Origin of the sequence: Mesotoga prima MesG1.Ag.4.2, from assembly GCF_000147715.2 — a bacterium.
GTDB classification, from domain to species: domain Bacteria; phylum Thermotogota; class Thermotogae; order Petrotogales; family Kosmotogaceae; genus Mesotoga; species Mesotoga prima.
In genome coordinates this window covers 625,981-648,452 of sequence record NC_017934.1, presented here as the reverse complement: position 1 = coordinate 648,452, position 22,472 = coordinate 625,981, and the positions used below count along the sequence as shown (strand labels likewise).

The 22,472-nt window shown below is 42.8% G+C and carries 19 protein-coding genes; 12 read left to right on the top strand and 7 right to left on the bottom strand.

Translation table 11 applies throughout. The features are described from left to right. Positions 1 to 394: 394 nt before the first annotated feature. Positions 395 to 2,113: a dipeptidase gene (locus tag THEBA_RS03110; RefSeq protein ID WP_014730400.1), complete on the top strand. Its 1,719-nt coding sequence runs from the start codon at positions 395 to 397 to the stop codon at positions 2,111 to 2,113. A 26-nt stretch (positions 2,114 to 2,139) separates the two neighbouring features. Here the strand turns inward: THEBA_RS03110 and THEBA_RS03105 are convergent, their stop codons facing one another. Further along, the gene (locus THEBA_RS03105) at positions 2,140 to 2,721 is read right to left on the bottom strand and encodes a flavin reductase family protein (protein ID WP_148269976.1); all 582 of its coding nucleotides are present in this window, start codon (positions 2,719 to 2,721) and stop codon (positions 2,140 to 2,142) included. A gap of 273 nt (positions 2,722 to 2,994) precedes the next feature. On the opposite strand from THEBA_RS03105, the gene THEBA_RS03100 reads away from it, so the two are divergent. The 5 genes from THEBA_RS03100 (at position 2,995) to THEBA_RS03080 (ending at position 10,724) form a co-directional block, all read left to right on the top strand. Continuing rightward, positions 2,995 to 4,116, top strand: a complete 1,122-nt coding sequence (locus THEBA_RS03100) for an Ldh family oxidoreductase (RefSeq protein ID WP_006492233.1) — start codon at positions 2,995 to 2,997, stop codon at positions 4,114 to 4,116. A 43-nt stretch (positions 4,117 to 4,159) separates the two neighbouring features. Next, complete coding sequence (locus THEBA_RS03095; protein ID WP_006492231.1) at positions 4,160 to 5,425, top strand: NAD(P)/FAD-dependent oxidoreductase; 1,266 nt, start codon at positions 4,160 to 4,162, stop codon at positions 5,423 to 5,425. 492 nt (positions 5,426 to 5,917) lie between these two features. After that, a complete protein-coding gene (locus THEBA_RS03090) occupies positions 5,918 to 6,268 on the top strand; it encodes a VOC family protein (RefSeq protein WP_014730398.1) in 351 nt (116 codons plus the stop codon). A 71-nt stretch (positions 6,269 to 6,339) separates the two neighbouring features. Beyond that, a complete protein-coding gene (locus tag THEBA_RS03085) occupies positions 6,340 to 8,583 on the top strand; it encodes a WD40 repeat domain-containing protein (RefSeq protein WP_014730397.1) in 2,244 nt (747 codons plus the stop codon). Then, positions 8,580 to 10,724: a hypothetical protein gene (locus THEBA_RS03080; RefSeq protein WP_006492227.1), complete on the top strand. Its 2,145-nt coding sequence runs from the start codon at positions 8,580 to 8,582 to the stop codon at positions 10,722 to 10,724. Before THEBA_RS03085 ends, THEBA_RS03080 begins: the two co-directional genes overlap by 4 nt. Here THEBA_RS03080 and THEBA_RS03075 read toward each other — a convergent pair whose 3' ends face one another. Next, positions 10,725 to 11,621 carry a GGDEF domain-containing protein gene (locus THEBA_RS03075; protein ID WP_014730396.1) on the bottom strand — a complete coding sequence of 299 codons (897 nt, stop codon included), beginning with the start codon at positions 11,619 to 11,621 and terminating at the stop codon, positions 10,725 to 10,727. It lies immediately after the preceding gene. Positions 11,622 to 11,716: 95 nt separating this feature from the next. Here THEBA_RS03075 and THEBA_RS03070 point away from each other — a divergent pair, with 95 nt between their 5' ends. Next, positions 11,717 to 12,310, top strand: a complete 594-nt coding sequence (locus tag THEBA_RS03070) for a GNAT family N-acetyltransferase (protein ID WP_014730395.1) — start codon at positions 11,717 to 11,719, stop codon at positions 12,308 to 12,310. A gap of 42 nt (positions 12,311 to 12,352) precedes the next feature. Here the strand turns inward: THEBA_RS03070 and THEBA_RS03065 are convergent, their stop codons facing one another. The 5 genes from THEBA_RS03065 to rnr form a co-directional block, all read right to left on the bottom strand. Then, the gene (locus tag THEBA_RS03065) at positions 12,353 to 13,147 is read right to left on the bottom strand and encodes a M55 family metallopeptidase (protein ID WP_014730394.1); all 795 of its coding nucleotides are present in this window, start codon (positions 13,145 to 13,147) and stop codon (positions 12,353 to 12,355) included. A 210-nt stretch (positions 13,148 to 13,357) separates the two neighbouring features. Beyond that, positions 13,358 to 14,020 (bottom strand): RNase H family protein, encoded by a 663-nt coding sequence (locus tag THEBA_RS03060; RefSeq protein WP_006492223.1) that lies wholly within the window; start codon positions 14,018 to 14,020, stop codon positions 13,358 to 13,360. Beyond that, on the bottom strand, positions 14,017 to 14,787 hold the full coding sequence (locus tag THEBA_RS03055; RefSeq protein ID WP_014730393.1) for a prepilin peptidase: 771 nt from the start codon (positions 14,785 to 14,787) through the stop codon (positions 14,017 to 14,019). Before THEBA_RS03055 ends, THEBA_RS03060 begins: the two co-directional genes overlap by 4 nt. Further along, entirely contained in the window at positions 14,772 to 15,842 is a 1,071-nt protein-coding gene (locus THEBA_RS03050) for a tetratricopeptide repeat protein (RefSeq protein WP_014730392.1), read from the bottom strand. The genes THEBA_RS03055 and THEBA_RS03050 overlap by 16 nt, the downstream gene beginning before the upstream one ends. 246 nt (positions 15,843 to 16,088) lie before the next feature. Beyond that, complete coding sequence (gene rnr, locus THEBA_RS03045) at positions 16,089 to 18,302, bottom strand: ribonuclease R (protein ID WP_014730391.1); 2,214 nt, start codon at positions 18,300 to 18,302, stop codon at positions 16,089 to 16,091. 101 nt (positions 18,303 to 18,403) lie between these two features. Here rnr and THEBA_RS03040 point away from each other — a divergent pair, with 101 nt between their 5' ends. The 5 genes from THEBA_RS03040 to THEBA_RS03020 are packed head-to-tail and all read left to right on the top strand — an operon-like array spanning position 18,404 to position 22,324. Continuing rightward, the gene (locus THEBA_RS03040; RefSeq protein ID WP_014730390.1) at positions 18,404 to 19,426 is read left to right on the top strand and encodes a 6-phosphofructokinase; all 1,023 of its coding nucleotides are present in this window, start codon (positions 18,404 to 18,406) and stop codon (positions 19,424 to 19,426) included. 9 nt (positions 19,427 to 19,435) lie between these two features. Then, the gene (gene amrA / locus THEBA_RS03035; RefSeq protein ID WP_014730389.1) at positions 19,436 to 19,951 is read left to right on the top strand and encodes an AmmeMemoRadiSam system protein A; all 516 of its coding nucleotides are present in this window, start codon (positions 19,436 to 19,438) and stop codon (positions 19,949 to 19,951) included. 20 nt (positions 19,952 to 19,971) lie between these two features. Next, positions 19,972 to 20,967, top strand: a complete 996-nt coding sequence (amrS, locus tag THEBA_RS03030; protein WP_006492214.1) for an AmmeMemoRadiSam system radical SAM enzyme — start codon at positions 19,972 to 19,974, stop codon at positions 20,965 to 20,967. After that, positions 20,937 to 21,977 (top strand): FAD:protein FMN transferase, encoded by a 1,041-nt coding sequence (locus THEBA_RS03025; protein ID WP_006492213.1) that lies wholly within the window; start codon positions 20,937 to 20,939, stop codon positions 21,975 to 21,977. Before amrS ends, THEBA_RS03025 begins: the two co-directional genes overlap by 31 nt. After that, positions 21,974 to 22,324 carry a NusG domain II-containing protein gene (locus THEBA_RS03020; protein ID WP_006492212.1) on the top strand — a complete coding sequence of 117 codons (351 nt, stop codon included), beginning with the start codon at positions 21,974 to 21,976 and terminating at the stop codon, positions 22,322 to 22,324. Before THEBA_RS03025 ends, THEBA_RS03020 begins: the two co-directional genes overlap by 4 nt. The last annotated feature ends 148 nt before the right edge of the window (positions 22,325 to 22,472 follow it).

The window sequence follows — 22,472 nt, the reverse complement described above, 5'->3', positions numbered from 1 at the left end:
TTTGATTCACTCCCTTTTGTTCCATCGATTTCGCAATTCTCTGTTCAGTCGAATCAAAACAGATTTGAAACATCCGAGATTTGAGAATGCCTTCGATTTATGGTCTTGATTTAGTATTGTTGTGTAGATTTCAAAAACCTGGTTCGGAATCATCTTCAAAAAACGATTATGTTTGGTTTGCCCCTTCTCCCATTAGGAAGAAGCAGTTTGGAAAGACTCACAGCCGACACAGAAATGTAGTCGATCGGTTCGAAGATGCTTTGATTCATCAGCCGAATTTTCGTCTTCTCCACCAATGATGAGCTTGAGATTAGAGACTCACATAGATTATTCCTGAAGATTATTCTATCTGGAATAGTCTCCATTTTTCTTAAGAGAGAAGAGGTGAGGTGCCGTGAAAGTTCTGGGAAAATGTTTTCTTGTTCTTCTTTTAGTTTCTGTGAGTAGTTCAATGGCCTGTACGACTTTGATTGTAACGAAAGGTGCTAGTGCAGATGGATCGATGATTGTCGCTCATTCAGACGATAACGATCTGGCCGATCAGAGAATAGTATATGTACCAGCTCAGGATCATGAACCTGGCTCATTCAGACCTGTGTACTGCTCCGCAGTCGCGATGGGTGAATTTCACCAGTACAACAGCTTCATTTATCCGAGAATCGTGTCTGATAGAGCTCCGGCATATGATACTCCAGGGTATCCCCTTTCAATTCCCATCGGAATGATCCCTCAAGTAGATCATACTTTCGCTTATTTTGATGGGTCTTATGGGATTATGAATGAACATCAGTTGATGTTTGGTGAATGTACCGACGGTGCTAAGATTCAGATCGGTCCAGAACCTGGCAAAAGAATTTTCTACTCATCCGAGCTTTCTCGAGTAGCCCTTGAGAGATGCAAGACAGCTCGTGAAGCTGTTGAGTTGATTGGCTACTTGATTGAGAAATATGGATACTACGGAACGGGAGAGACTCTGCCCGTTGCAGACCCTAATGAAGCTTGGGTTATCGAAATGGCTCCCTCTCCCGAGGGAACCGGAGGTCTTTGGGTCGCAAGGAGAGTACCCGATGGAGAGGTCTTCGTTGCGGCAAATCAGTTTAGAATAAGGGAAATCGATACTGAAAATCCCGATTTTCTTTATGGAGAAACCCTTCATGAAGTCGCTGAGAAATTCGGATGGTGGGATCCGAAAGACGGCCCTCTAGACTGGTTGAGAACCGTTAGCCTGGGTGAGTACAACCATCCATACTACTCGCTTAGAAGAGTGTGGCGCCTTTTTTCGTCCATGGCACCAAGCATGAATCTGTCTCCATGGGTAGAAGACGGGTTCACTCGAGAGTATCCATTTTCGCTGAAGCCTGACAACAAGGTCTCAGCCAGTGATGTGATGAATCTATACAGGGATCACTACGAAGGAACAGAGTTTGATCTCACAAAGGGCGTCGCGGCCGGGCCGTTCGGTTATCCAGATAGATATTACGGTCCTTATGACGGACAGGGCGACGTGGGGGATCCTTCCCGCCAACTTGGAGGTGCATGGGAAAGACCAATTTCGGTTACGTACTGTGGTTATGCTTTTGTCTGTCAAGCGAGAAATTGGCTTCCAGATCCGGTTGGTGGAATCATGTGGCTCGGGCTCGACAAACCGGCCGATACTTGTTTCATTCCTTTCTTCGTAGGAGTAAGCGATCTTCCTGAGTCGATTCAAGTCTGCGACACTTCGGAGTTCAATAAAGACAGCGCCTGGTGGGCATTCAACTTCGTTTCTAATTGGGCGGCATTGAAATATAGCTATATGCACGAGGATATTAAACTTATGCAAGAGAAGTATGAAGCACTATCACTCAGTCGTCTTCCGGAAATCGAAGCCCATATAACAAAAATTCTTCTCACAAAGCCCGAAGAAGCGGGCAGATATCTAGCGAGATTCTGCTCTAGAAACTCCCAGGAAATAGTTGAAGCATGGTGGAAACTGTCCGAGTATCTCATTGTGAGATATAATGATGGGTTCATAAATGAAAAAGGGAACATGGCTCAACCAACCGGTTACCCCAAAGAATGGTTGGACGAAACTGGCTGGGCCGATGGGCCAACATCATACGAAAAGAAGTAGAGCTCAAGACCCCTCCTTCGAAGGATCTAATCCGTGCCTTCTTTTGGAGGGGTGTATTTTATTCCAATATTCCATGCCTTCCCAAGGTGCATACCAATGGACCAATAAGAATTGTCATAAACGGAGAAGGTTACCGGACTTATCTTCTTGATATTTGGAAGTCCATCAACAAGACACGATTCAGAACAATATGTTTGAACAACCTCTCCAACAAATGCAATGTGTGCTCCACCGAACTCAAATTTACTAACCAGCTCACATTCCATATTCAAAGGTGCCTCTTCAATCATAGGCACATTTCCCTTTTCACCTAGAAAGGTTCTAAAGAGTTCTGATTTGTCAGTGGTCTTCCCAGAATGAATTCCCATGTAGTCTACCCCTCTTAACATGTCAAGGGAAGGAACATTCACACTGAAATACCCGGTATCCTCTATATTCTTGCAACTCAGTCTGCTCTTTGCCAGAGAGATCTGAATCATGGGCGGCTGCACCTCCACAACTCCACAAAGCGCGATCGTGGTGTAATTAGGCCTCTCTTCATTCATCGTTCCTATAACCACCACAGGCATTGGGTAGAGGTATATTCCTGGTCCAATTCTGTCCTTCAAACTTCTTCACCAATCTTTCCTGCATCATTGATAATATAGAATATCTTCTTCATCTATCCTACATCAATTAATTCTACTCGATTCTGCCTTTGAAAAGCAAGCTGTACACTCGTTTGACGATTTATAAGAAGCGATCGCGTTTCATGTAAATATCTCAACGGATTCTGCTTCTCTTGATTTACGGAGATTCGATGCTTCAGGAAAACAAAAAAAAAGAAGATGTCTTTCACAGATTGTATAATGTCAGAAGGAGGAGAAAAGGGAGGTAATCTTGTGAACGAAATCTACAAAGATGTAGTTTGGGTCGATTTTGATACTCTGGAAGCTTTCATGAAGGATGTATTTGTTGGAATCGGGGTTCCAGAAGAAGACGCGAAAATCTGCGCAAATGTTCTCATCACCTCAGATAAACGGGGAATTGATTCACATGGTATTGGCAGATTGAAACCTATCTATGTGGATCGAATCCGCGCTGGCATTCAAAATCCCATCACTGAGTTCGAAATCGTCAGAGAAAGTGCTACGACAGCAGTAATTGACGGCCACAATGGAATGGGTCATGTGATAGCGTTCAAATCAATGAAACTTGCTATTGAAAAAGCAAAGAGATATGGAATGGGAATGGTTGCCGTAAGAAATTCAACACATTATGGAATAGCGGGTTACTACCCAATTATGGCAGTTGAAAACGGAATGATAGGCATTACAGGCACTAATGCTCGTCCGTCAATTGCCCCGACATTTGGTGTGGAAAATATGTTGGGAACGAACCCCCTGACTTTTGGAATCCCTACAGATGAGAAGTTTCCTTTTGTTCTCGACTGCGCTACTTCTGTGGCACAAAGAGGAAAGATCGAGGTGTACGCTCGAGCGGGAAAAGAGTTACCAGAGGGATGGGTCATCGGTCTAGATGGGAGACCCAGGACCGACACTCAAAAAATACTGATTGATTTGACAAAGGGTGAAGCCGCTCTAACTCCCCTGGGCGGCATAGGCGAGGAGACAGCCGGGTATAAGGGATACGGCTACGCAACTGTTGTTGAGATTCTGTCGGCCGCGCTGCAAACGGGAAGCTATCTGAAGATGTTAACAGGAATTGCCGATAACAACGAAAAAAAGCCGATTCCAATAGGCCATTTCTTCATCGCGATAGACATAGAACCGTTCACACAACTAGATGACTTTAAGAAGCTTGCGGGAGACATTCTCAGAGAACTCAGGAAATCCAAAAAGGCACCGGGTCAAGAAAGAATCTACACCGCAGGTGAAAAGGAATATGAAGCCTGGCAATTTAGGAAAAACAGAGGTGCCCCTTTAAACGAGGTTTTAAGAAAGCAACTTGTGCAACTACGGGACGAACTGCGGCTTCATAGGTACAAGTTCAGCTGGGAATAATATCTATCCCTGAAGACAAACTTTCTCTTTTAGGAGCAAAACAATGAAAATCGGAGTTGTGGGATTTGGAGCAGCATCGATAGGTTTCATAAGTGAAATTTTAGATGAGGATCATGAAATTCATGTTCTGGAGCGTTCAAAAGATATTTTCAGTTCCAGTATAAGCGGAATACGGTCCGATGGAAAGATCTTCGTGTCGGAAACAATGGGAGGAGACATGGAGATTCCTCTCGCGATCCAGAATGAAGTCGTTGACTTCTACCTGGAAAAACTCAATCCAGATGATAGGCGCGAGGTGAAAAGAGGTGTCTCTTTTGATAGAAGATCGCGTTTCTTCGATCTCTTTTATTCAAAAGGCTTCGAGCCTGTTAATTCTACCTTCTGGCATATAGGTACAGATAAACTAAGTTCGGTGCTTACAAAGATATTTGAGGAATTCTCGACTAGAAATAATCTTAAATTTCACTTTGGTTCTAGAGTGGATGACATAGACATCGAAGACGAGAAAATAATCCTTCGCGGCGAGGGATTCGAGGCTGTATTTGACTATGTCGTGGTAGCTGTTGGAAGGAGCGGCCATTCACTAATAAAGAAAGTGACAGACCGCTATCCTGAAATCGTGGCTTCTAGCAACACAGTCGATATTGGAGTTAGATTTGAAATCCCAGATCATGTGGTGGAAGAAATCAACGAAGAGATGTACGAGTTTAAAGTGAGACTCAAAACCAAGACAGGATATACAGTAAGAACCTTCTGCAATAACCCTTCAGGAAAGGTAGTTCTAGAGAACTACGATGATTTTGTGACAGTGAATGGTCACTCGAACTCGGGTGGGAGTTCTGAAAACACCAATTTTGCGATACTTTGTACTACGCGATTTACTGAGCCCTTTCGTGATCCAATAGGATATGGCTCATATATTAGCAGGCTAAGTAATATTCTGGCTGGTGGCAGGAAAGTGATCCTTCAGACTTACGAGGACTTCATACAAACCAAGAGAACTAAGAGGTTAGGGAGAGTTAAGCCCACGCTACCTGAAGGAGATTATATTCTTGGAGATATTAATCTTGTGCTGCCAAGGAGAATATCCGTTTCCATTACAGAATTTGTTGAGAAACTAAGTGAAGTAATCCCGGGAATCTCTTATCCAGACAATCTCATGTATGCCGTGGAAGTCAAATTTTACTCAAACAAGATCAACAACAGTCGCTATAAGAATCTGAAATTCATTGGCGATTGCAGCGGCCATACGAGATCAATTACCTACGCAACTGGACACGGAAGGCTTACCGGTTATTCTCTGAAATGAAATCCAAAAATGACCGGGTTTAGGATGCGAAACTGTCGTTACCAAGGAGATTGCCTTCGAGAGAGTTTTGATGTTACTAAGAAAAATTTCCATCGAAGTGAAGAGGATTTGCTTCGCTGTTTAACCAAAGAGCTTCTCCATTAGTTAAGCCTTTGGAGGTCGCTTTTGCTAAGAGTGCTTTTGAAATGTTCTTTTTAAAGTTGCTCTAGGGGTCTTTCATGAACATCAATAAGCTTGTGTAACTTACATTTAAATTTGACTAAACTCAAACTACACAATTCTCATGAACTTTAGACACCGTTCAAAGGTCTCAATTCAGAAAAGCCGAGATGAAAGACACATCGACTAAGAAAGAGTTGTAGGACCGGCGCAAAGCACACCAACACCCTTTTAAGTGCGACTTCTCCTCAAGGCACCAAAGTAACGTATGAAAGATCAACCGGAAGGGTCCGATCGCTGATCGGACCTTTACTTTGAAGGGAGGAACAGTTAGTGAATATTGAGAATTCTATCGTCTTCTTCGGAACTGAAGATCTAGGTTTAACAAACTCGTTTTATGTAAGCCTTCTTGGCCTTAAACTATATAAAGATCAGAATAGCTGTCAAATATTCCTAACTCAAGGCGGTGGAATGATAGGCTTCTGCAATCATCTCAATCTTGACTCTCAAAGAAATAACTCTATCATTACCTTGTTGACCAATGAGGTTGATGAATTCTACCGCAAATTGAAAGATGCTGGCGTGACGTGTTCCGAACCAACCGTAAGCCAGGAATTCAAGATCTATCATTTCTTTACAAAGGATCCAAATGGTTATCGGTTGGAGATACAGAAATTTCTATGAGAATTGTTGTTCAGTTCTTTAGTATTCTTGAATGGTAGAATTGATTGAAAACTTCAATCAGGGTGATAAAATTGAAAAAAATAGCTCTACTGGCTAGTTTGCTTTTCTCAGTGGTACTGTTCAGTATAGAGTATTCACCGGACAGCAAGGCATTCAGCGCTACTTCAGTGGCAGTAAGTTTAGACGGAGAGAAACTTGTCGCAGGTTATATTGATAACACAATCAAAGTCTGGAGCCTTTTGGATGGTAAACTACTGAACAACCTTTCTTTCAATAGTTCATGGGTAACCGCCGTCGCTGTTTCGCCCGATGGTAAGAAGGGTATCGCCGGGTACGACGATGGGATGATTATCGTGTGGGATCTTGCCACGGGAAGAAAAATCAAATCGCTTAGCAGTCATACAAGCACGGTAAACGATCTAATTGTGACGAAAGACAGCAAGACGTTGTTTTCCTGTAGCTCAGATGCTACCGTGAAGATCTGGTCGCTCGCTGACCTGGCTTTTATTAGAACGCTTAGAGGCCATTCCGGATCGGTCTTTTCAATTGTGGATTGGCCTGAACAGAGTCGACTGTACTCTGCTTCAGAAGATGGAACCCTTAGAATCTGGGATTCTTCCACGGGTCAGCAGGTAAAGGTAATCAGAGCGGAAATAGGGGCCCTCACAGCAGTCTCCATGGATGAAGGAAGGTCGATCCTAATTCTTGGATCTGAGGCGGGACAACTGAAATCCTACGATGTCAAGACCTGGTCGTCACTTAAGACCACAAGAGCTCACAATGCACAGATAACAAAAATCTTGATTGACAATGAAGTTGTTTATACTGCGTCCAGTGACAGGACAATAAAACTTCTCTCTCTGCCTTCGTTTAGCCTTATAAAAATGATAACTGGGCACACCTGGGACGTTACTGAGATAGCTCTTTCAATGGATGGTCATGTCCTCTATTCTTCCTCGACAGATGGCAAATTGAAGGTATGGGACATTGAAAAGGCTTCAGCAATAGGAACATTGATTGGTTTTGGTGATGGGGAGTATTTTTCATATAATTCCCAGGGAAACTGGGTCTCTTCATCATTGGCAAAGGAGAGAGTAACCTGTGAAAATGGATCTAGCCCTGCTGAGGTCGGTAAGGAATTGAGTTCCATTCTTCTTCAACTTGATAAGTTGCCAAGAATCTACACTACAAGTGAACAAGAAATAAATTTAGAAAAGAGCACCGTAAGTTTCGCGGTTTCCCAGCCCGTAATAAGAGTAACTGTGGATGAAGAAGAGGTAGCGATTGGAGAAGATGGTGGCGTAGTTTTCTCCCCTGATGGTGAAGGAACTTACACACTTAGAGCCTATGACAGCTCCGGTTCCTACGACGAAAGAATCCTCACTGTTCACTTCGAAGAGACGGTCATGTATGTGGTGAAGGAAATCAGCTCATATCAAAGAGGGGATAAAGTATTAGTGGACAATTACCGAAACAATGAATTTCTAGTTAATGGGGAATGGGTTGATGAAACCTTCTTATCGATATCACCTCCAGATCTTGAACCTCCTATCATAATCGGCGAGAGAACTCAAAAAGTCTCCATTGGGAAAGATAAGTACTTGACATTTTCTGTTTCAGATAACGGAACTTTGACAGCTGCAGAAGTAATAGCGCCCGATCTTACCGTTTCGCGTCGCACTCTCAATTCAACATCAACGGAAGTTGTTATTGAAGTTAACGGAACTGGTGTTTACACTGTCAACGCCTACGATTCCGATGGGAATAAGACAGTTGCTACCTTTTATCTAGAGGGAGAAGAGGAACCCTTCTGGGTCTCCAAGGATTATGGCAGCCTGAGGAAAGGTCAGCAAGTTAAGGTTGCTGAAGAAGGCGAGAGCTGCTACTACGTTTCAGATTATGGCTGGGTTGAAAAGGACTGTCTCTCAAGAAGCCCTGTCACAACGGGGGAGCCGATAATTGATGGAATTCCTGTTCAGTATGCGTCTTCTGCAGGCGAAAAGATTTTAAGCTTCAAAGTCAGTGACGACGTAAACGTAAAAGAGGTTGTGGTTTCCGGGAAGGCCTATCCAGTAAATGAAAGGGAAAGGGAAATGCACATTATTGTGAACGAATATGGTGAACACCTTGTTGTTGCAAAAGATGTCGAGGGAAATTCCTCGGAAGCGATTTTTACTCTGTCGGCCCCTGATAAAAATGAAAAGAGCAATAGGAGTCTGTTTTTGTTGCTAATCCCGATTTTGACACTTGCAGTACTGATTTACATTTGGGTTGTGAGATCGTCGAGGAAAAAGAACCGAAAGGTAAGGCTTTGAAAGAACAAATGAGAAAAATCGTTTTCCTCGTTATAATATGTATTGCGTTTGTAGCGGTTTTCTCTGGATTTGGAATGTTGAAAAGACACAATTCAGATTTCGAGTTAACTGAGTCCGAATTAGTAACAATAGAATATGGAGAAATTGTTTCACTACCACTGTCTAATTTTGTCAAGGCAAATGGGGCAACCGTTGAGTTTTCATTGGTTGGGGAAAACGGAAAGATAGATGGTGACTTCCTCGTAATTGATTCGAGTACGCTTAGCTTACCTGAAGAAACAATCGATATCATTGTTAAGTCTGAAAAGTCGGAAGCTGTGCTTCACATTACATTCTCAGTAAAGAACTTGCCACCACCCCCGGTTCTAAGTATTGCAAACCAGAAAGTCTTTGAAGGCGACAGACTAGAGATCGATCTCTCAGAACTCACCTTTTCTGAAATGAACGAGATAAGTTACGAAATTGTCGGTGGGCCGGGGTTAATTGAAGGAGATATCTACCGTTACAGTTCTCCGGTACGCGAGGCGCCTGTCGCCCACAGGGTAACTATAAAAGCTATAGACAGTTTGCGGCAGTGGCACTGTGAAACTTTCAGCATAATTGTTATCGACAAAAATCACTGGCCCGAAGAGCCCCATGGTCCTTATCCCGGTGATGGGATTGAAGACTTCTTTAATGACCTAGTTCTATCTTGGGAGTGTAGTGACCCCGACGGTGATATTTTGTCTTATGACCTCTATTTTGGCACCGAGAACCTTGGTTTACTTGCAAAAGGCATTAACAAGAATACGTACGAGCTGCCACCTCTAGAACACGGAGAAACTTACAGCTGGCAGGTTGTTGCAGATGATGGGAACGGGGGATTGGTAAAGGGTCCCGTCTGGTCTTTTTCGACAGAAGAAATACCTGTTTTGACATGGAAGAGAATTGTCGGTTTTGAAGGAAGAGACTCCTTTAACACAGTAAAGTCTCTGTCCAGTGGTGGATACATCCTTTGCGGTTCCTCAGATCCGGTTTCGGAATCCGAATCATTGAAAGACTCGATTCCAAGGGTTGGATGGATCGTAAAGATCGACAATAACGGTTTCATGGAGTGGGAGAAGAGATTTAATCTTGGTTGGGTAGAGCTTAATGACATCATAGCCACCTCGGATGATGGATTCCTGGTAGTGGGTAAAGCAATCGATAAAACCGCTGTTGGATTCGACGCGGATTCTTCACTGCTTGTAATAAAGCTTGATAAGTTTGCGAATGAAAAGTGGAGATTCAAGAGTGAGGGTATCTTCAATGAGGCGACCTCAGTAATTGAGGTAGAGGATGGATACTTGATTCTAGGAACAAAGACGGAGTCAAAAGAAGATCGTTCGATCCTGTTAGTAAAACTAGGCAAATCAGGTTCCCTAGAATGGCAAAAATCCTATGGAGGAAGCTCTTTTGATCGAGGAGTTGCATTTGATGTCGACGGTGATGGCAACGTTGTGATTGTCGCCGAGACAACTTCGAAAGACGGTGAAGCAAAGGGAAATCCCGGCAACCGCTTTCAGGTAAATGGAATCTACATTGAATTATCTTCTGTTCTTACAATCAAGGTCAATAGAGACGGAGAAGTTATATGGTCGAAAGTGCTTGGAGGAAAGAGCGAGGATTCGCCTTCTTCTGTCAGAATAAATGACGAAGGAGAAATAATTATCACAGGCTCCACAAATTCCAGGGAAGAAACTTTCCAGCGAGATTCTTCCGACTACGACGGATTTGCAGCAAAACTATCTGAAGAAGGTGATTTATTGTGGGCAAGAGTCTATGGGGGATCTGGTAACGATATAATCGAAGACTTCTTCATCACGCAAGCGGGTGGCATTCAAGCGATTGGCTTTTCTGAATCAAATCGATCAATCAACCAGCCCGTAGACGAGGCCATGAAGAGATCTGGTATAACTTACAGTGATTTCTGGGTGCTGCAAACTGATGCTGAAGGAGAGCTCTTATGGCAAAAGTATCTTGGAGGCAGTAAAGACGATGTAGGACTATCAATCGCTTATGTTTGTGATGGATTCGTTGTTGCTGGCTATTCAGCTTCAATTGACGGAGACGTTGGCTCTAACAAGGGTGATTTTGATGCAGCGGTTTTTTATCTTAGATAATCAGTTGTAAAATTCCCACTTCAAGCCTTTTCTCTGAGCTGTAAAAATCGCTGTGAGGCAATTGCTGAGAAGTGATTCAGATCTTTCTCCATCAATGGGGAACTGGCAAATTCCACTCACGACAGAAGGTGATACATCAGTATCTGAAACGGCAACTGGTTTCTCCAAATCTGATGTGAGAACCGACATAGTTCTAGAAACGCAACTTCTATCGCTGCAATCCAGTACAGTTACATACACATCATCCATGATTCTAAACGACTTGCCTTCTTCTATCTGAAGTGTGATTCTCTTTCCAAGCCTTTGCAATACGGTATCTAGTATCCTCTTTCCAAACATTGCAGCTATCTCTTTGGAATTGGACAACATAGTGCAAACAATCGAAAAACAAGCTCCATTTTCCTTCGAGGAGGAGATTTTCTTTGAGAGAAATCTATTTAAAGATCTTTCGTTTCCGAATCCCGATAATGGATCGATGTAAATAATATCTCTTAAAATGTTTCTAAGAACAGTAGATTCACTGTTATCCCTCAAGGAAATGAAGTAACAAAGCCTTTCCGAAATCTCGACACTGTAAATCACTATCGTAAATGGTAAACCCTTTGAATTCTCAAAATCATTAAGAGCGAAAGATACTTGCTTAGTCTTACCAGACAGAAACTCCTTTAGCCTCAGCGCACAAACCTCGTCGAGCATGTCAGAAAATCGTTTCATATCGAATTCTTCACTCAAGAAACTGAGTTCATCGAAGCAAGCTGCGGCAAGCCTTTCCCATGTTGAATTTGCAACTACGATCTTCCCTTCTGAAGAGACAATTGCGCACGCTTCGACGTTTCCTTCGAGAAGAGCTCGAGCAATGTACAAACCTTCGTCAATTCCTCTCTTTGCAGCTCTCATGACGCACCTCGCATATTGTATGTCTGACAATTCATATGCAAATACATGCCAACTATGATTTTGAATAATCGTTTTTTAGAGTATAGAATTTACCCGTGAAGAAGGAAAAGATTGAATACAGACAATCCGAGTCGAGCGACTTGCAATTTGTAGCGCATCTGGTCTTCAATACTGACCCATCCCATTTCAAGCGTGCACTGGGAACAAAAGCTCAGGCAGGCATATCAAGGCTTCTGATTATGGGCAGCGCGATAAATCTCGAATTCATTACTGTTTGCGAAATTGGCAATCGGCCAATCGCAATATATGCATTTTACACGCATGAGGAGATGAACAGACTGTCGCATTTACACGTTGACATGATCAACTTTTCTTTTAGTATCTTTGGGTTTAGACTCTTGCATGAATTTCGAACTCTTCAAAGATCAATGGAGATGGGCATTTTCCCCGAGCAAAAATACCTCGGTCTAATCTCAGTTCACGAAGATTTCAGAAACAAGGGATATGGACGGAGGATCCTTAATCATCTACTCGAAATGGATGCAGAAATCGTTTTGGACGTCTCTCGATGGAACAGAAAGGCACTATCTCTATACTCCGAATGCGGTTTCGAATTTGAAACCAATCTTCCTTCCAACTATCCAACAAAGGACAGCATACGAATGAAATCCACTCGCGATCATCACTGACTGAGGTGTTGCTAAGCTCTCATCACCACCCTTAAGAGTCTGTCAGAGAAGAAAGAGCAACTTCCTAAGAACTTCGTAATAATCTTGATCTCTGAAAGTGAGAACACGATCGTCCTTCTTGGTCACCCCAGGGAAAAAAGATAACTTATGAGCTAAAGTGTGTTCTATGTAGGCAATTTCAACCTCAAATTCAGCCGGAATTGATACCGGTTGAACTCCGATGTTCTTCACAGCATTGTAAACACCTTCCTCGATCAACTTCACTGCCTTAGCGGGATGAATTGAATCTACTGAAGCACCACTGCCAATGTTGGTTGACACGGTTTGTATGCCAGGTACGTTTTGCTTAGCGATTTGTACAATTCCCTCATCCCCGCTGATGAAAACGACCGGTACCCCATGATAAGAGGCCGACATCGCGTTTAGCTCAAATTCGCTAATAAGCTTGTTGTTGATCTTGAGGTAGTATATGTCCCCCGTCATAGTATGAGAAAGAGGATTTCGAGCCTTTCCAGAGGGTGAATGGTATCCTGTGAACACCACGGCTCCAAAACTAGAATCAATTCCTTGCATCATCATGAAAGGATCTCTAGCCCACCCACGGAGAACTCGAACTCCTTCCGGCAGAAGAGAGGGATCGATGTTTCTTGCGCTCCCGTGGGCATCCCTCACAGTTATTTCCGAGGCTCCAGCCTCAAGAGCACCCTGAACAGCTGCCTTTACTTCTGCAGTCATCTGTTTCTTGAAATACTCGTAGTCCTGATTACCCTTTTTTGCTTCATTCCAGTCCGCAATTCCTGCAGTTCCCTCAATGTCTGCACTAATGAAAACTTTCAAAGATATCCCTCCTGTTTAGTTTTCTATAAAATGCAAGAAGTTTTCGGTAAAAGTAGAAAACCCTGAAACACCACTGGCTGGTTTACTGAATGACCAAATATTGGCATTAAGGAAATAAACAATGAAGGATCGAGAGCATTTTTCTATTTATTCCTCCAAGTTGACCAAGTTGCCAGAAAAAATCGATCAGCATTCCATCCTCAAAAGATTCTATCCACAATCTTCAACTGCTTTTTTTGCAAGTTTATCCGCAATCTCGTTGAATGTCTCTCCAATATGTGATCTTGCTTTTACCCATTCAATATCGATCTGGGAGGAGAACTGCTTGAGCCGTTCAACGTACTTTCTCGTTAATTTGTTCTTCGCTTTCCACTCCCCCTCCGCCCAACTTCTTAGTCCCATGTAGTCATAGTGAATAGTAGCTTTTCTATATCCCTTTCGCATACAGTATTCCAGCGCCCTAATCACGCCTTCGATTTCACCTGTAACGTTTTTCATTTCGAGATTCTCTCTTAAACACCCGTTGATTCTTTTCTCAATTTGATTTTCTGTGATTACCAATACTCCATATCCTACCTTATTGTCCATGAAACTACCATCTACGAAGAGGTGAACTCCATCATAATTTCTTCCGTTGAATTCCTCCCATCTAAACAGGAGCCATTCGCTCTTCTCTTCGGAGAGAAATGAAGGCAAAACCATTCTCTTGTTTCCTTTACGGTTCGTATAAAGCCTGAGCACTACACTGTTTGAAAGTTCAACGCAGTACTCACTGATGACAGTGACAGAACAGCAAAGGCCTCTTTTCTTGAGGAATCTCGCGAATTCGTAACCGGTTTCTTTCAAAGCAAGCGTCCAGTCATTCAAAGTCATACTCTATACAGCGCCTCGATAAAATCCAGAAAAAGGATTGTCGTATACCCGCCGACTGCAATGAAAGGGCCGAAAGGAAGCTGAGCTCGTCGATCAAATTTTCTGCCTTTTGCGGCAGCATTTATTGCATAGACAATTAGCGCTGCAAAAGAAGCTACCATGATCGTATATAAAGAACCTATAATGCCAGATGCCAGAGAAAGTGCTGCAAGCAATTCTACGTCGCCAAAACCAAAACTGTCTTTCCTTACAAGGTTTGCTATGAAGAAAAATGCAACCATCGCCCCAGTAACGAGAAGAGCATGAAGTAAATTTGCAGGGAATCGACCCTCAACAGTTGACCAGGCGAAGCCGCCAGCAGCCACAAGAATCACGCCGAAGTCTGGAATCATGTAGTGCTCAAGATCGATAAAAGAAGAGACAATCAATCCCATAGTCAAAACTGACATTGAAATTGCTCCAAACAGAGAAAAGACAACTGAATTCAATGAGAACAACAGTGCAGTAAGTAACTCAACGACGGGATACCTTGCAGCAATGGGTTCCCCACAATATCTACATTTGCCTCCCAGAAAGATGTAGCTTATCAAAGGAATATTGTCCTTCCATGATAGCTGGTGTTTGCATTTTGGACAAATACTTCTTCGAGGTCTGGTCATTGAGTATTCTTTTGAAGGAATACGAAATATCAAAGCATTTGAAAAGCTTCCAAATATCAGCCCAAAAATGAAGAAGAGAGAGACTCTAAGAACTATGTAATCCCACACTGTTTTCTCTCTTCTTCAGTGAGGTATTCATCGAATAGCTCTTTCTTCCCATAGAAGTACCAAACCTGCTCATTTTCGAATTCTTTAAGGAGTCTCTTTGCCTCATCGCACTGCCCTTTCTTCATATGAGAAACGACTAGCAGCATCTTAAGCTCTGGCCTATCGGGGTTTTCCTTGAGAAAATTTGTCGCCACTTCTTCCACAACGTCGTAATTTGAGTGCTTAAACTGGATTTTTGCCCAAGGTTCCACATCATTTATGTAAACCGGTTTTGTTTTAAGCACCTCATCTTCAACAATTCTCCGCATCTCTATGTTTCCCATCTTTTCGTAAAGTTCGGCCATTTCCACCTTTGTAAGAATACTGTCTGGATCTCTTTTCGAAAGGTCTTTGAGAACATTCAGAGCTTCATCCATTCGACCGGCATTAATATAGGCATCAGTTAACATGAAGTAGGTGACAAGGTGATCGGGAGAAGCTGCAATCTCCCTTTGCCAACAATCTGCCGCACTATCAAAATCACCTCTGTTATAGAATGTCTGACCAAGAAATGAATACGCTGTAACAAGTGAAGAATCTATCTTTAGAGCATTTTGAAGCCATTTAATTCCCTCTTCTTCATCACCTGACTCTAGAAAAATAGAGCCTTTCAGCTCACAAACCGTCGCTTTGTCAACATTTGCATCCATGAGCAAATCAAGAAACTTCTGGGCGCTTTCATAGTCACCCCGATCAGCTATAGAGAGTATTTTGTCCTGAAACCCCGAAAATGTACCTCTAGTAAAAGAAGCCACAGAGAGACCTGTCTCTTTCAAGTAATCATTGAATTCCTCGTATTCTATGGGAGCGTAGTTTTCGGGAGTTACAACATTGTCGAAAGTTTCCGCTAAACCACCTATTGTCAGAAGATCCTTCCCAATTTTAGTAGACTTCAAATCATGTATCGCAACGTTTATATCACCATCGTAAACCTCATCGAGGATTGCGATCGCAAATGGTAGTGTGTCCGTGATATCAAAGCTCTTCTTGTCTTTCTTGAGGCGAATAATCTCCATATAGCACCTCTTCTCAGAGTGACTTGTAAAAAATATACCATGTTTGCTCGCCGAAGAAGTAATTTTACCTAAGATTGGTGAATCTTTCTATTCTTGTTTCACCATGAATGAGGTCTGCCGAGATCAGAATGAACAGAGACCATTCCAGGTAGAAAACCAAAATCACTTTACCATGAAGGACTTCAAAATACCGGTGCACTGCGCTTCTTACATAAGGCAACTAATTATTAAGAGCTTGATAGCTTGTCAACGTGATTTCTTATGGCTCCTTGAGTTTTTTCCCTTCGACTTATCGGGAGAGGAGCGCTTACTTCTCCTGGTCGTCTTTCCGTTATCATTGACAATAATGAAATCGATTTCCATGGTTGTCTTGTCTGCTCTTACAACCTTCACCTCAAGCTGATCTCCGATCCTAAATACCCGCTTGCTCCTTCTTCCCACAAGAATATTCTGGTCCTCAATGAAGTCATAATAGTCATCCAGTGTTGAAATGTGGACTAGACCAGAAATCATTTTTTCGGTCAACTCCACAAAGATTCCAAATTTTGTTACACCCGTGATAACACCTTCAAAAGAATCACCCACATGGTTGGAGATGTACTCCACCTTTTTCATGTCCACAAGATCCCACTCCGCTTCGTTTGCAATTCTCTCTCTCTTCGATGCCCACGAGGCAATTTTGGAAAGACTTTCCTCCAGATTCTTTGAATGGTTCTTAAGATCAGCCCCGGCATTCTTGATCAAATCTTTTAACAGCCTGTGAACAACAAGATCCGGGTACCTTCTGATTGGAGAAGTGAAGTGAGTGTATGCTTCAGATGCCAGTCCAAAGTGACCGATATTTCTGTCAGAATAGACAGCTCGCTTCATTCCTCTCACTAGAACTCTTTCTATGGAGGAGTGGAGGGGGTGATCTTTAGACTTCTCAAGTATTTGCTGAAGAGCCTTAGGATGAACGTTTCTCGGAATCTTGACTTTCAATCCAAGTGCTTCCAGATAATTTTTTAGTTGCATCATTGATTCTGGATCTGGTTTATCGTGAATTCTGTACACAAACGGTAACCCCTGATTGTTAAATATCTCAGCAACAGTCTCATTTGCAAGTATCATGAACTCCTCGATTATCCATTCGGATATTCCTCTACTCTGTGGCAGAATATCAGTTACCCTGCCTTTCTCGTCAAAGATGATCTTAACCTCTCTAGATGAAATATCCATAACTGATCCCCGCTTCTTACGGATGTCCCGTATCTTCTGAGCCAATTCGTGCGACAATTTGAGACTCTCAGAAACTGGTCTCAATTTCTCCGAAATATCTGAAGATGCTTCACCATTTAGGAAATCGTTAACCTCTGAATATGTTAGTCTCTTCTTAGAGTTAATAACGGAATTCTTCACTGACGAGGAAACCACACGTCCAACAGGGTCAATCTCCAGCAGCAGCGAAAGAGTAAGTCTGTCCTCTTCAGGTTTAAGAGAACATATATCATTTGAAAGTTCAAATGGCAGCATCGGAATAACCGTATCGAGCAAATAAACAGAAGTCCCTCTAGAATAAGCTTCCAGGTCTAGCTGAGTCCCCTCTCGTACATAATGCGACACATCCGCAATGTGTACACCAAGAATGTAATTTCCTTCTCTGCTCTTTCTTATCGATATTGCATCATCGAAATCTTTTGCATCATCACCGTCTATTGTGAAAACCAATTCATTTCGAAGGTCTTCTCTTTTTCTAACTTCTTGAAGATCAATGCTCTTTGCAACCCTGGCTGCTTGTTTTCTCACCTGCTCAGGAAAGTAACCCGGTTCTGGAAGGTCTTGTCTGTAAATAACTGTCATCAAATCTGCTTCGGGACTGAACACGTCACCAATAACCTTTTCTACGACACCTTCAGGATTCCTCCCCGGGGAAGGATATCTGGTGATCTTGATTAGAACCTTTTCGTCGGGTTTGGCTCCATTGAATCCTTCGGGAGGGATATAGAAGTCAGTCTTTATCCTCATATCATCAGCGACGACAAAAGCCATGATGCCCCTGGTCTTGAATGTACCGACTACTTTCTTTTTATTCCTACTGATTACTTTGATGACCTTCCCCTTTCTAATTTCTCGATATCTTCCCGTTATTTCCACAAGAACAGTATCTCCATGAATGGAAAAACCACTGTCTTCGGGAGCGACAAAAACATCCTCTTCGTCTTCAACGCTTATATAAGCTCCCGTCCCTCTTCTTGCGAATTCAATAGTACCAACTATAGTCTTTTCACCAGGAACAATGTACCTTCCTTTTAAATCCTTTATAATCTCGCCAGAATCGGTCAATTCTTCGAGATACTTCTTGAGCAACGCCCTATCCTCCCGATCAGTTAGGCCGAGCTTCACTATGAGACCTCTCATTGTCGTAGGTGAATAATCCTTGGAGGTCATTTCTTCTTTCAATGCTTTCAAACTTAGCTTCATAAGCCTCTTTCCTCTCTGTCATCAGACAATTTTAGGACTCTTCATGTTATAATTATACAGTGTATGTATTATAACCATTTATGGCTTACAGGAGGTCGGTAATGCGAATTGGAATATTGACGGGCGGCGGGGACTGTCCTGGTTTGAATGCAGTTATTAGAGGCATCGTGAAATCTGCTCCGGAAAACGTGGAAATTATCGGTTTGATGCACGGTTGGAAGGGATTGGTTGTTGGTGAGAGTATGAAACTCACCGATAACGATGTTGAAGGTATTCACATTCTCGGAGGTACAATCCTTGGAACATCTAGAACAAATCCTTTTAAATCGGAAGATATGAGAATAAAAATGGAGGAAAACATCAAGAAACTCGGTCTTGATGTGATTATAGGAATCGGAGGCGACGATACTTTGACCGTGGCTGCAAGACTCTCATCCATGGGATACAAAGCAATTGGAGTCCCAAAGACCATTGACAACGATGTTGCCAACACCGATTATACTTTTGGTTATCAAACTGCGGTAAATGTTGGGGCGGACGCGATTGACAGATTGCACTCTACTGCAAAGTCACATGGACGGATCATTATCGTTGAATTAATGGGGAGAGAAGCTGGTTGGGTGACTTTGGAAGCTGGCATGGCTGCCGGCGCACATCTAATCCTTATTCCTGAATACCCAATGACAATAGATGAAATCCTAACCTATGTCAAGAAGCGAATGGATAGATTCGGATACATGATTATCGCAGTTGCAGAGGGCTTCAAACCAACTGAATTGGAAAATGTTGTTGGCGATGAAAGCAAGATCGACGCCTTTGGTCATATAAAACTGGGAGGGATTGCCCATTATATGGCGAATATTATCTCTGAGAGAACGGGTTATGATACTAGATCCGTTGTTCTGGGGCACCTTCTGAGAGGTGGAACCCCCACGGCATTTGACAGAATTCTGGGCACAAGATACGGAGTTCACGCAATGGAGCTTGTCATGAAAGGCGATTTTGGCAGAATGGTTGCACTTAAAGGCAATGATATCATCTCTATTCCCCTTGAATATGGAATAGCTACAAAGAAGTTAGTTCCCTTTGAGTATTACAAACTGTCCCAGATCTTCTTCGATTGAGGCGTTAAGTTGTATTATTCTGAGCCGGTGAGGATTGCAAGATGCGCTATGGAGGAGTTTATTCGCCATGGTGTTTTAATTGGAACCCCTGACTGGGTTTCTGAAGAGTTCCTGTCTAAGAGAGCAGGTTGTTTCGTTTCTCTCCATACATCAAACGGCTCGCTTAGAGGTTGCATAGGAACGATATACCCTTTGCAGGAAAATGTTGCTCTTGAAATAATCCAGAATGCTATCTCCGCATCTACAAAAGACCCTCGATTCCCTCCTGTAGAGGCGAGCGAACTAGCTGACATAGATGTTTCCGTCGATATTCTTAGCCCTCCAGAAAGAACCACACTTTCTGGACTTGATCCTAAGAAATATGGCGTCATTGTTTCTCTGGGTTACAGAAAAGGAGTCCTGCTTCCCGATCTTGAAGGTGTAGACACGATTCAAAAGCAGCTATCGATAGCCTTACGGAAAGCCGGCATAAGGGAATCGGAAGATTACAGTATTTTCAGGTTTTCAGTTGAAAGGTATCGCTGAAACCGGTAAGAGGTGAATTCATGAAACCGGCCGTTTACTTTGATGAGTATGGCGAGGAAAAGGTACTGCAGTGTCTTCTTTGCCCCTTGCATTGTATAATCAAGCCCGATCAGGTTGGCTTTTGTGGCGTAAGAAAGAATGTTGACGGAATGCTATATTCTCTTAATTACGGTCAGCTCACTTCAATTGCTATAGATCCGATTGAAAAGAAGCCTCTCTATCATCTTTTCCCTGGCGAGAAGATACTTTCAGTTGGTTCATGGGGCTGTAATTTGAGATGCAACTTCTGTCAGAACTGGGAGATTTCGAAGCAACGCCCAAAGACGGTAATGCGTGTTATGCCCCAGCAGCTTATTCAAATTGCTCTGGAGAGAGAATCGCGAGGTATAGCTTTCACTTATAACGAGCCGATTGTCTCTTTCGAATTCATACTTGATACCTCTCGAGCAGCAGCCAAAGAAGGTATATATAGCATACTTGTTACAAACGGAGTGATTGACGAGGAACCCATGGATCTTCTTTCGCAGTCGGTAAGAGGTATGAACATCGATCTTAAGGGTTGGAATGACGAGTTTTACGTGAAAGACATCGGCACAGAAAAACGAGTTGTTCTTCGATCAATAGAGACAGCCAGGAAAGCGGGAACGCACATTGAGTTGACTACGCTCATTATTCCCGGCAAGAACGATTCGCCTGAAGAAATGAGGGAGGAAGCTAAATGGATCTCAGGGCTGTCTAAGGATATCCCACTTCATATTAACAGATACTTTCCTAACTACAAGAGCACAATACCCCCAACTTCGCCTGATTCTCTAATACAACTTGCCGAAGTAGCAAAGGAGTACTTGCGATACGTTTATGTTGGGAATATCGATCTTCCAGGTCTATCGGACACAACATGTCCGTATTGCGGAAACCTCCTGGTCGAGAGAAGAGGTATGCGAAGTTCTGTGGTTGGCATAGATGAAAAAGGAAGGTGCAACAATTGCCAAAAAGAAATCCCAATAGTCTTCTGAGAAACCGAATTTTCCTGTATGGACTCCTCTTTGTTTCCGCAATAATTTTGCTGACAATTGTTTTCTTTCGACAGAAGCCATTGGAGTACTATGACAAAACCGAGTATCATCTGGGAACTTATGTGACAATAAGAGTCTCCTCTTCCACAATGTCCCCAGTTACACTCGCAGAGGCTGCTATGACCGAGATCAAGAGGATAGATGACAAATTTGGGAGCAGAAACAATGGCGTAATCGCTGAGCTGAACAGAACCGGAGAGCTTCATGACATAGATAAGGAAACAAGTTTTCTAATTAGGTCAGCACTGGAAATAGCTCGGAACACGTCCGGTGCATTCGATCCGACCCTCTATTCTCTAACAAGACTGTGGGGATTCGATGATGCATCTTCTAAAAAAAGGATTCCCAGCGATAAGGAGATCGAAGATGCTTTGGGCTCAACGGGTTTTTCAAGAGTTACCTACGATGAAGAGCTGGGATACGTTTCTCTGGTTGATGGAGCGATGATTGATCTTGGAGGGATAGCAAAAGGTTATGCAGTCGATATGGCAATTGCAAAGATCAAATCGCTTGATCCGGAAGCAACAGGTTTCATCGATGCCGGGGGTGACATTGGGGTAATCGGTCCCAAGTATGGGAATAGACCATGGATAGTTGGAGTGAGAAATCCTAGAGGAGAAAGTGTTCAAGATGTTCTTGAATACATCTACCTTTACGACGGTGCTGTAGCTACTTCTGGAGATTATGAGCGATTTTTTATTGAGAACAATGTACGTTACCACCACATTTTTGACCCCGAAACGGGGTTCCCTTCCCGTAGCGGAGTTATAAGTGCAACTGTAATAGGAAAGAGCACCATGCTCGCAGATGCCTATGCAACGGCCGCTTTTGTTATAGGAATGGAACCAGGTGTTACTTTCCTGCCTAGATTTGGAGCCCTTGTATTACTTGTAATGGAAGATATGAGTATCTTTAGGTCTCCAGGTTTTGAAGTGTATCAGGAGAAATGAAATTTACCACGAGAAATGACGTCTTGATTGTAATCGTAGCGTTTGCTCTGGTGATCCTTTTTGCATTTCCGCGTGGAAATGGCTCTTCTTTCGCAGAAGTGTACTGCAATGGAAGACTGGTAAGAACTATAGATCTGAGCTCAGATTCTGAGATTTTTCTTGATGTAGGAATGGTTGTTAAAGTCCAGGGAGGAAAGATTTCCGTGATCGATTCAGACTGTCCAGAGAAGCTTTGTGTTGCCCAAGGAGCAGTAAACATGCCCAATATCCCAATTGTATGTGTACCAAACAGAACTTTGATAAAGATAGTCTCGGATCGGTCTGAAGTTGACGCGATAACTCAATAGGGACTTAGGAAAATCAAGTGAACCACAAACATTCGTCAAGTGAACCACAAACAGCAGGCGAGAAATTTCGTGAAGAATTGGGATCAAAAAAGAAATCGAGTCAATGATTTTGTCTCAAAACTCTGGTTAAACGAGTGACTGTGGAGAA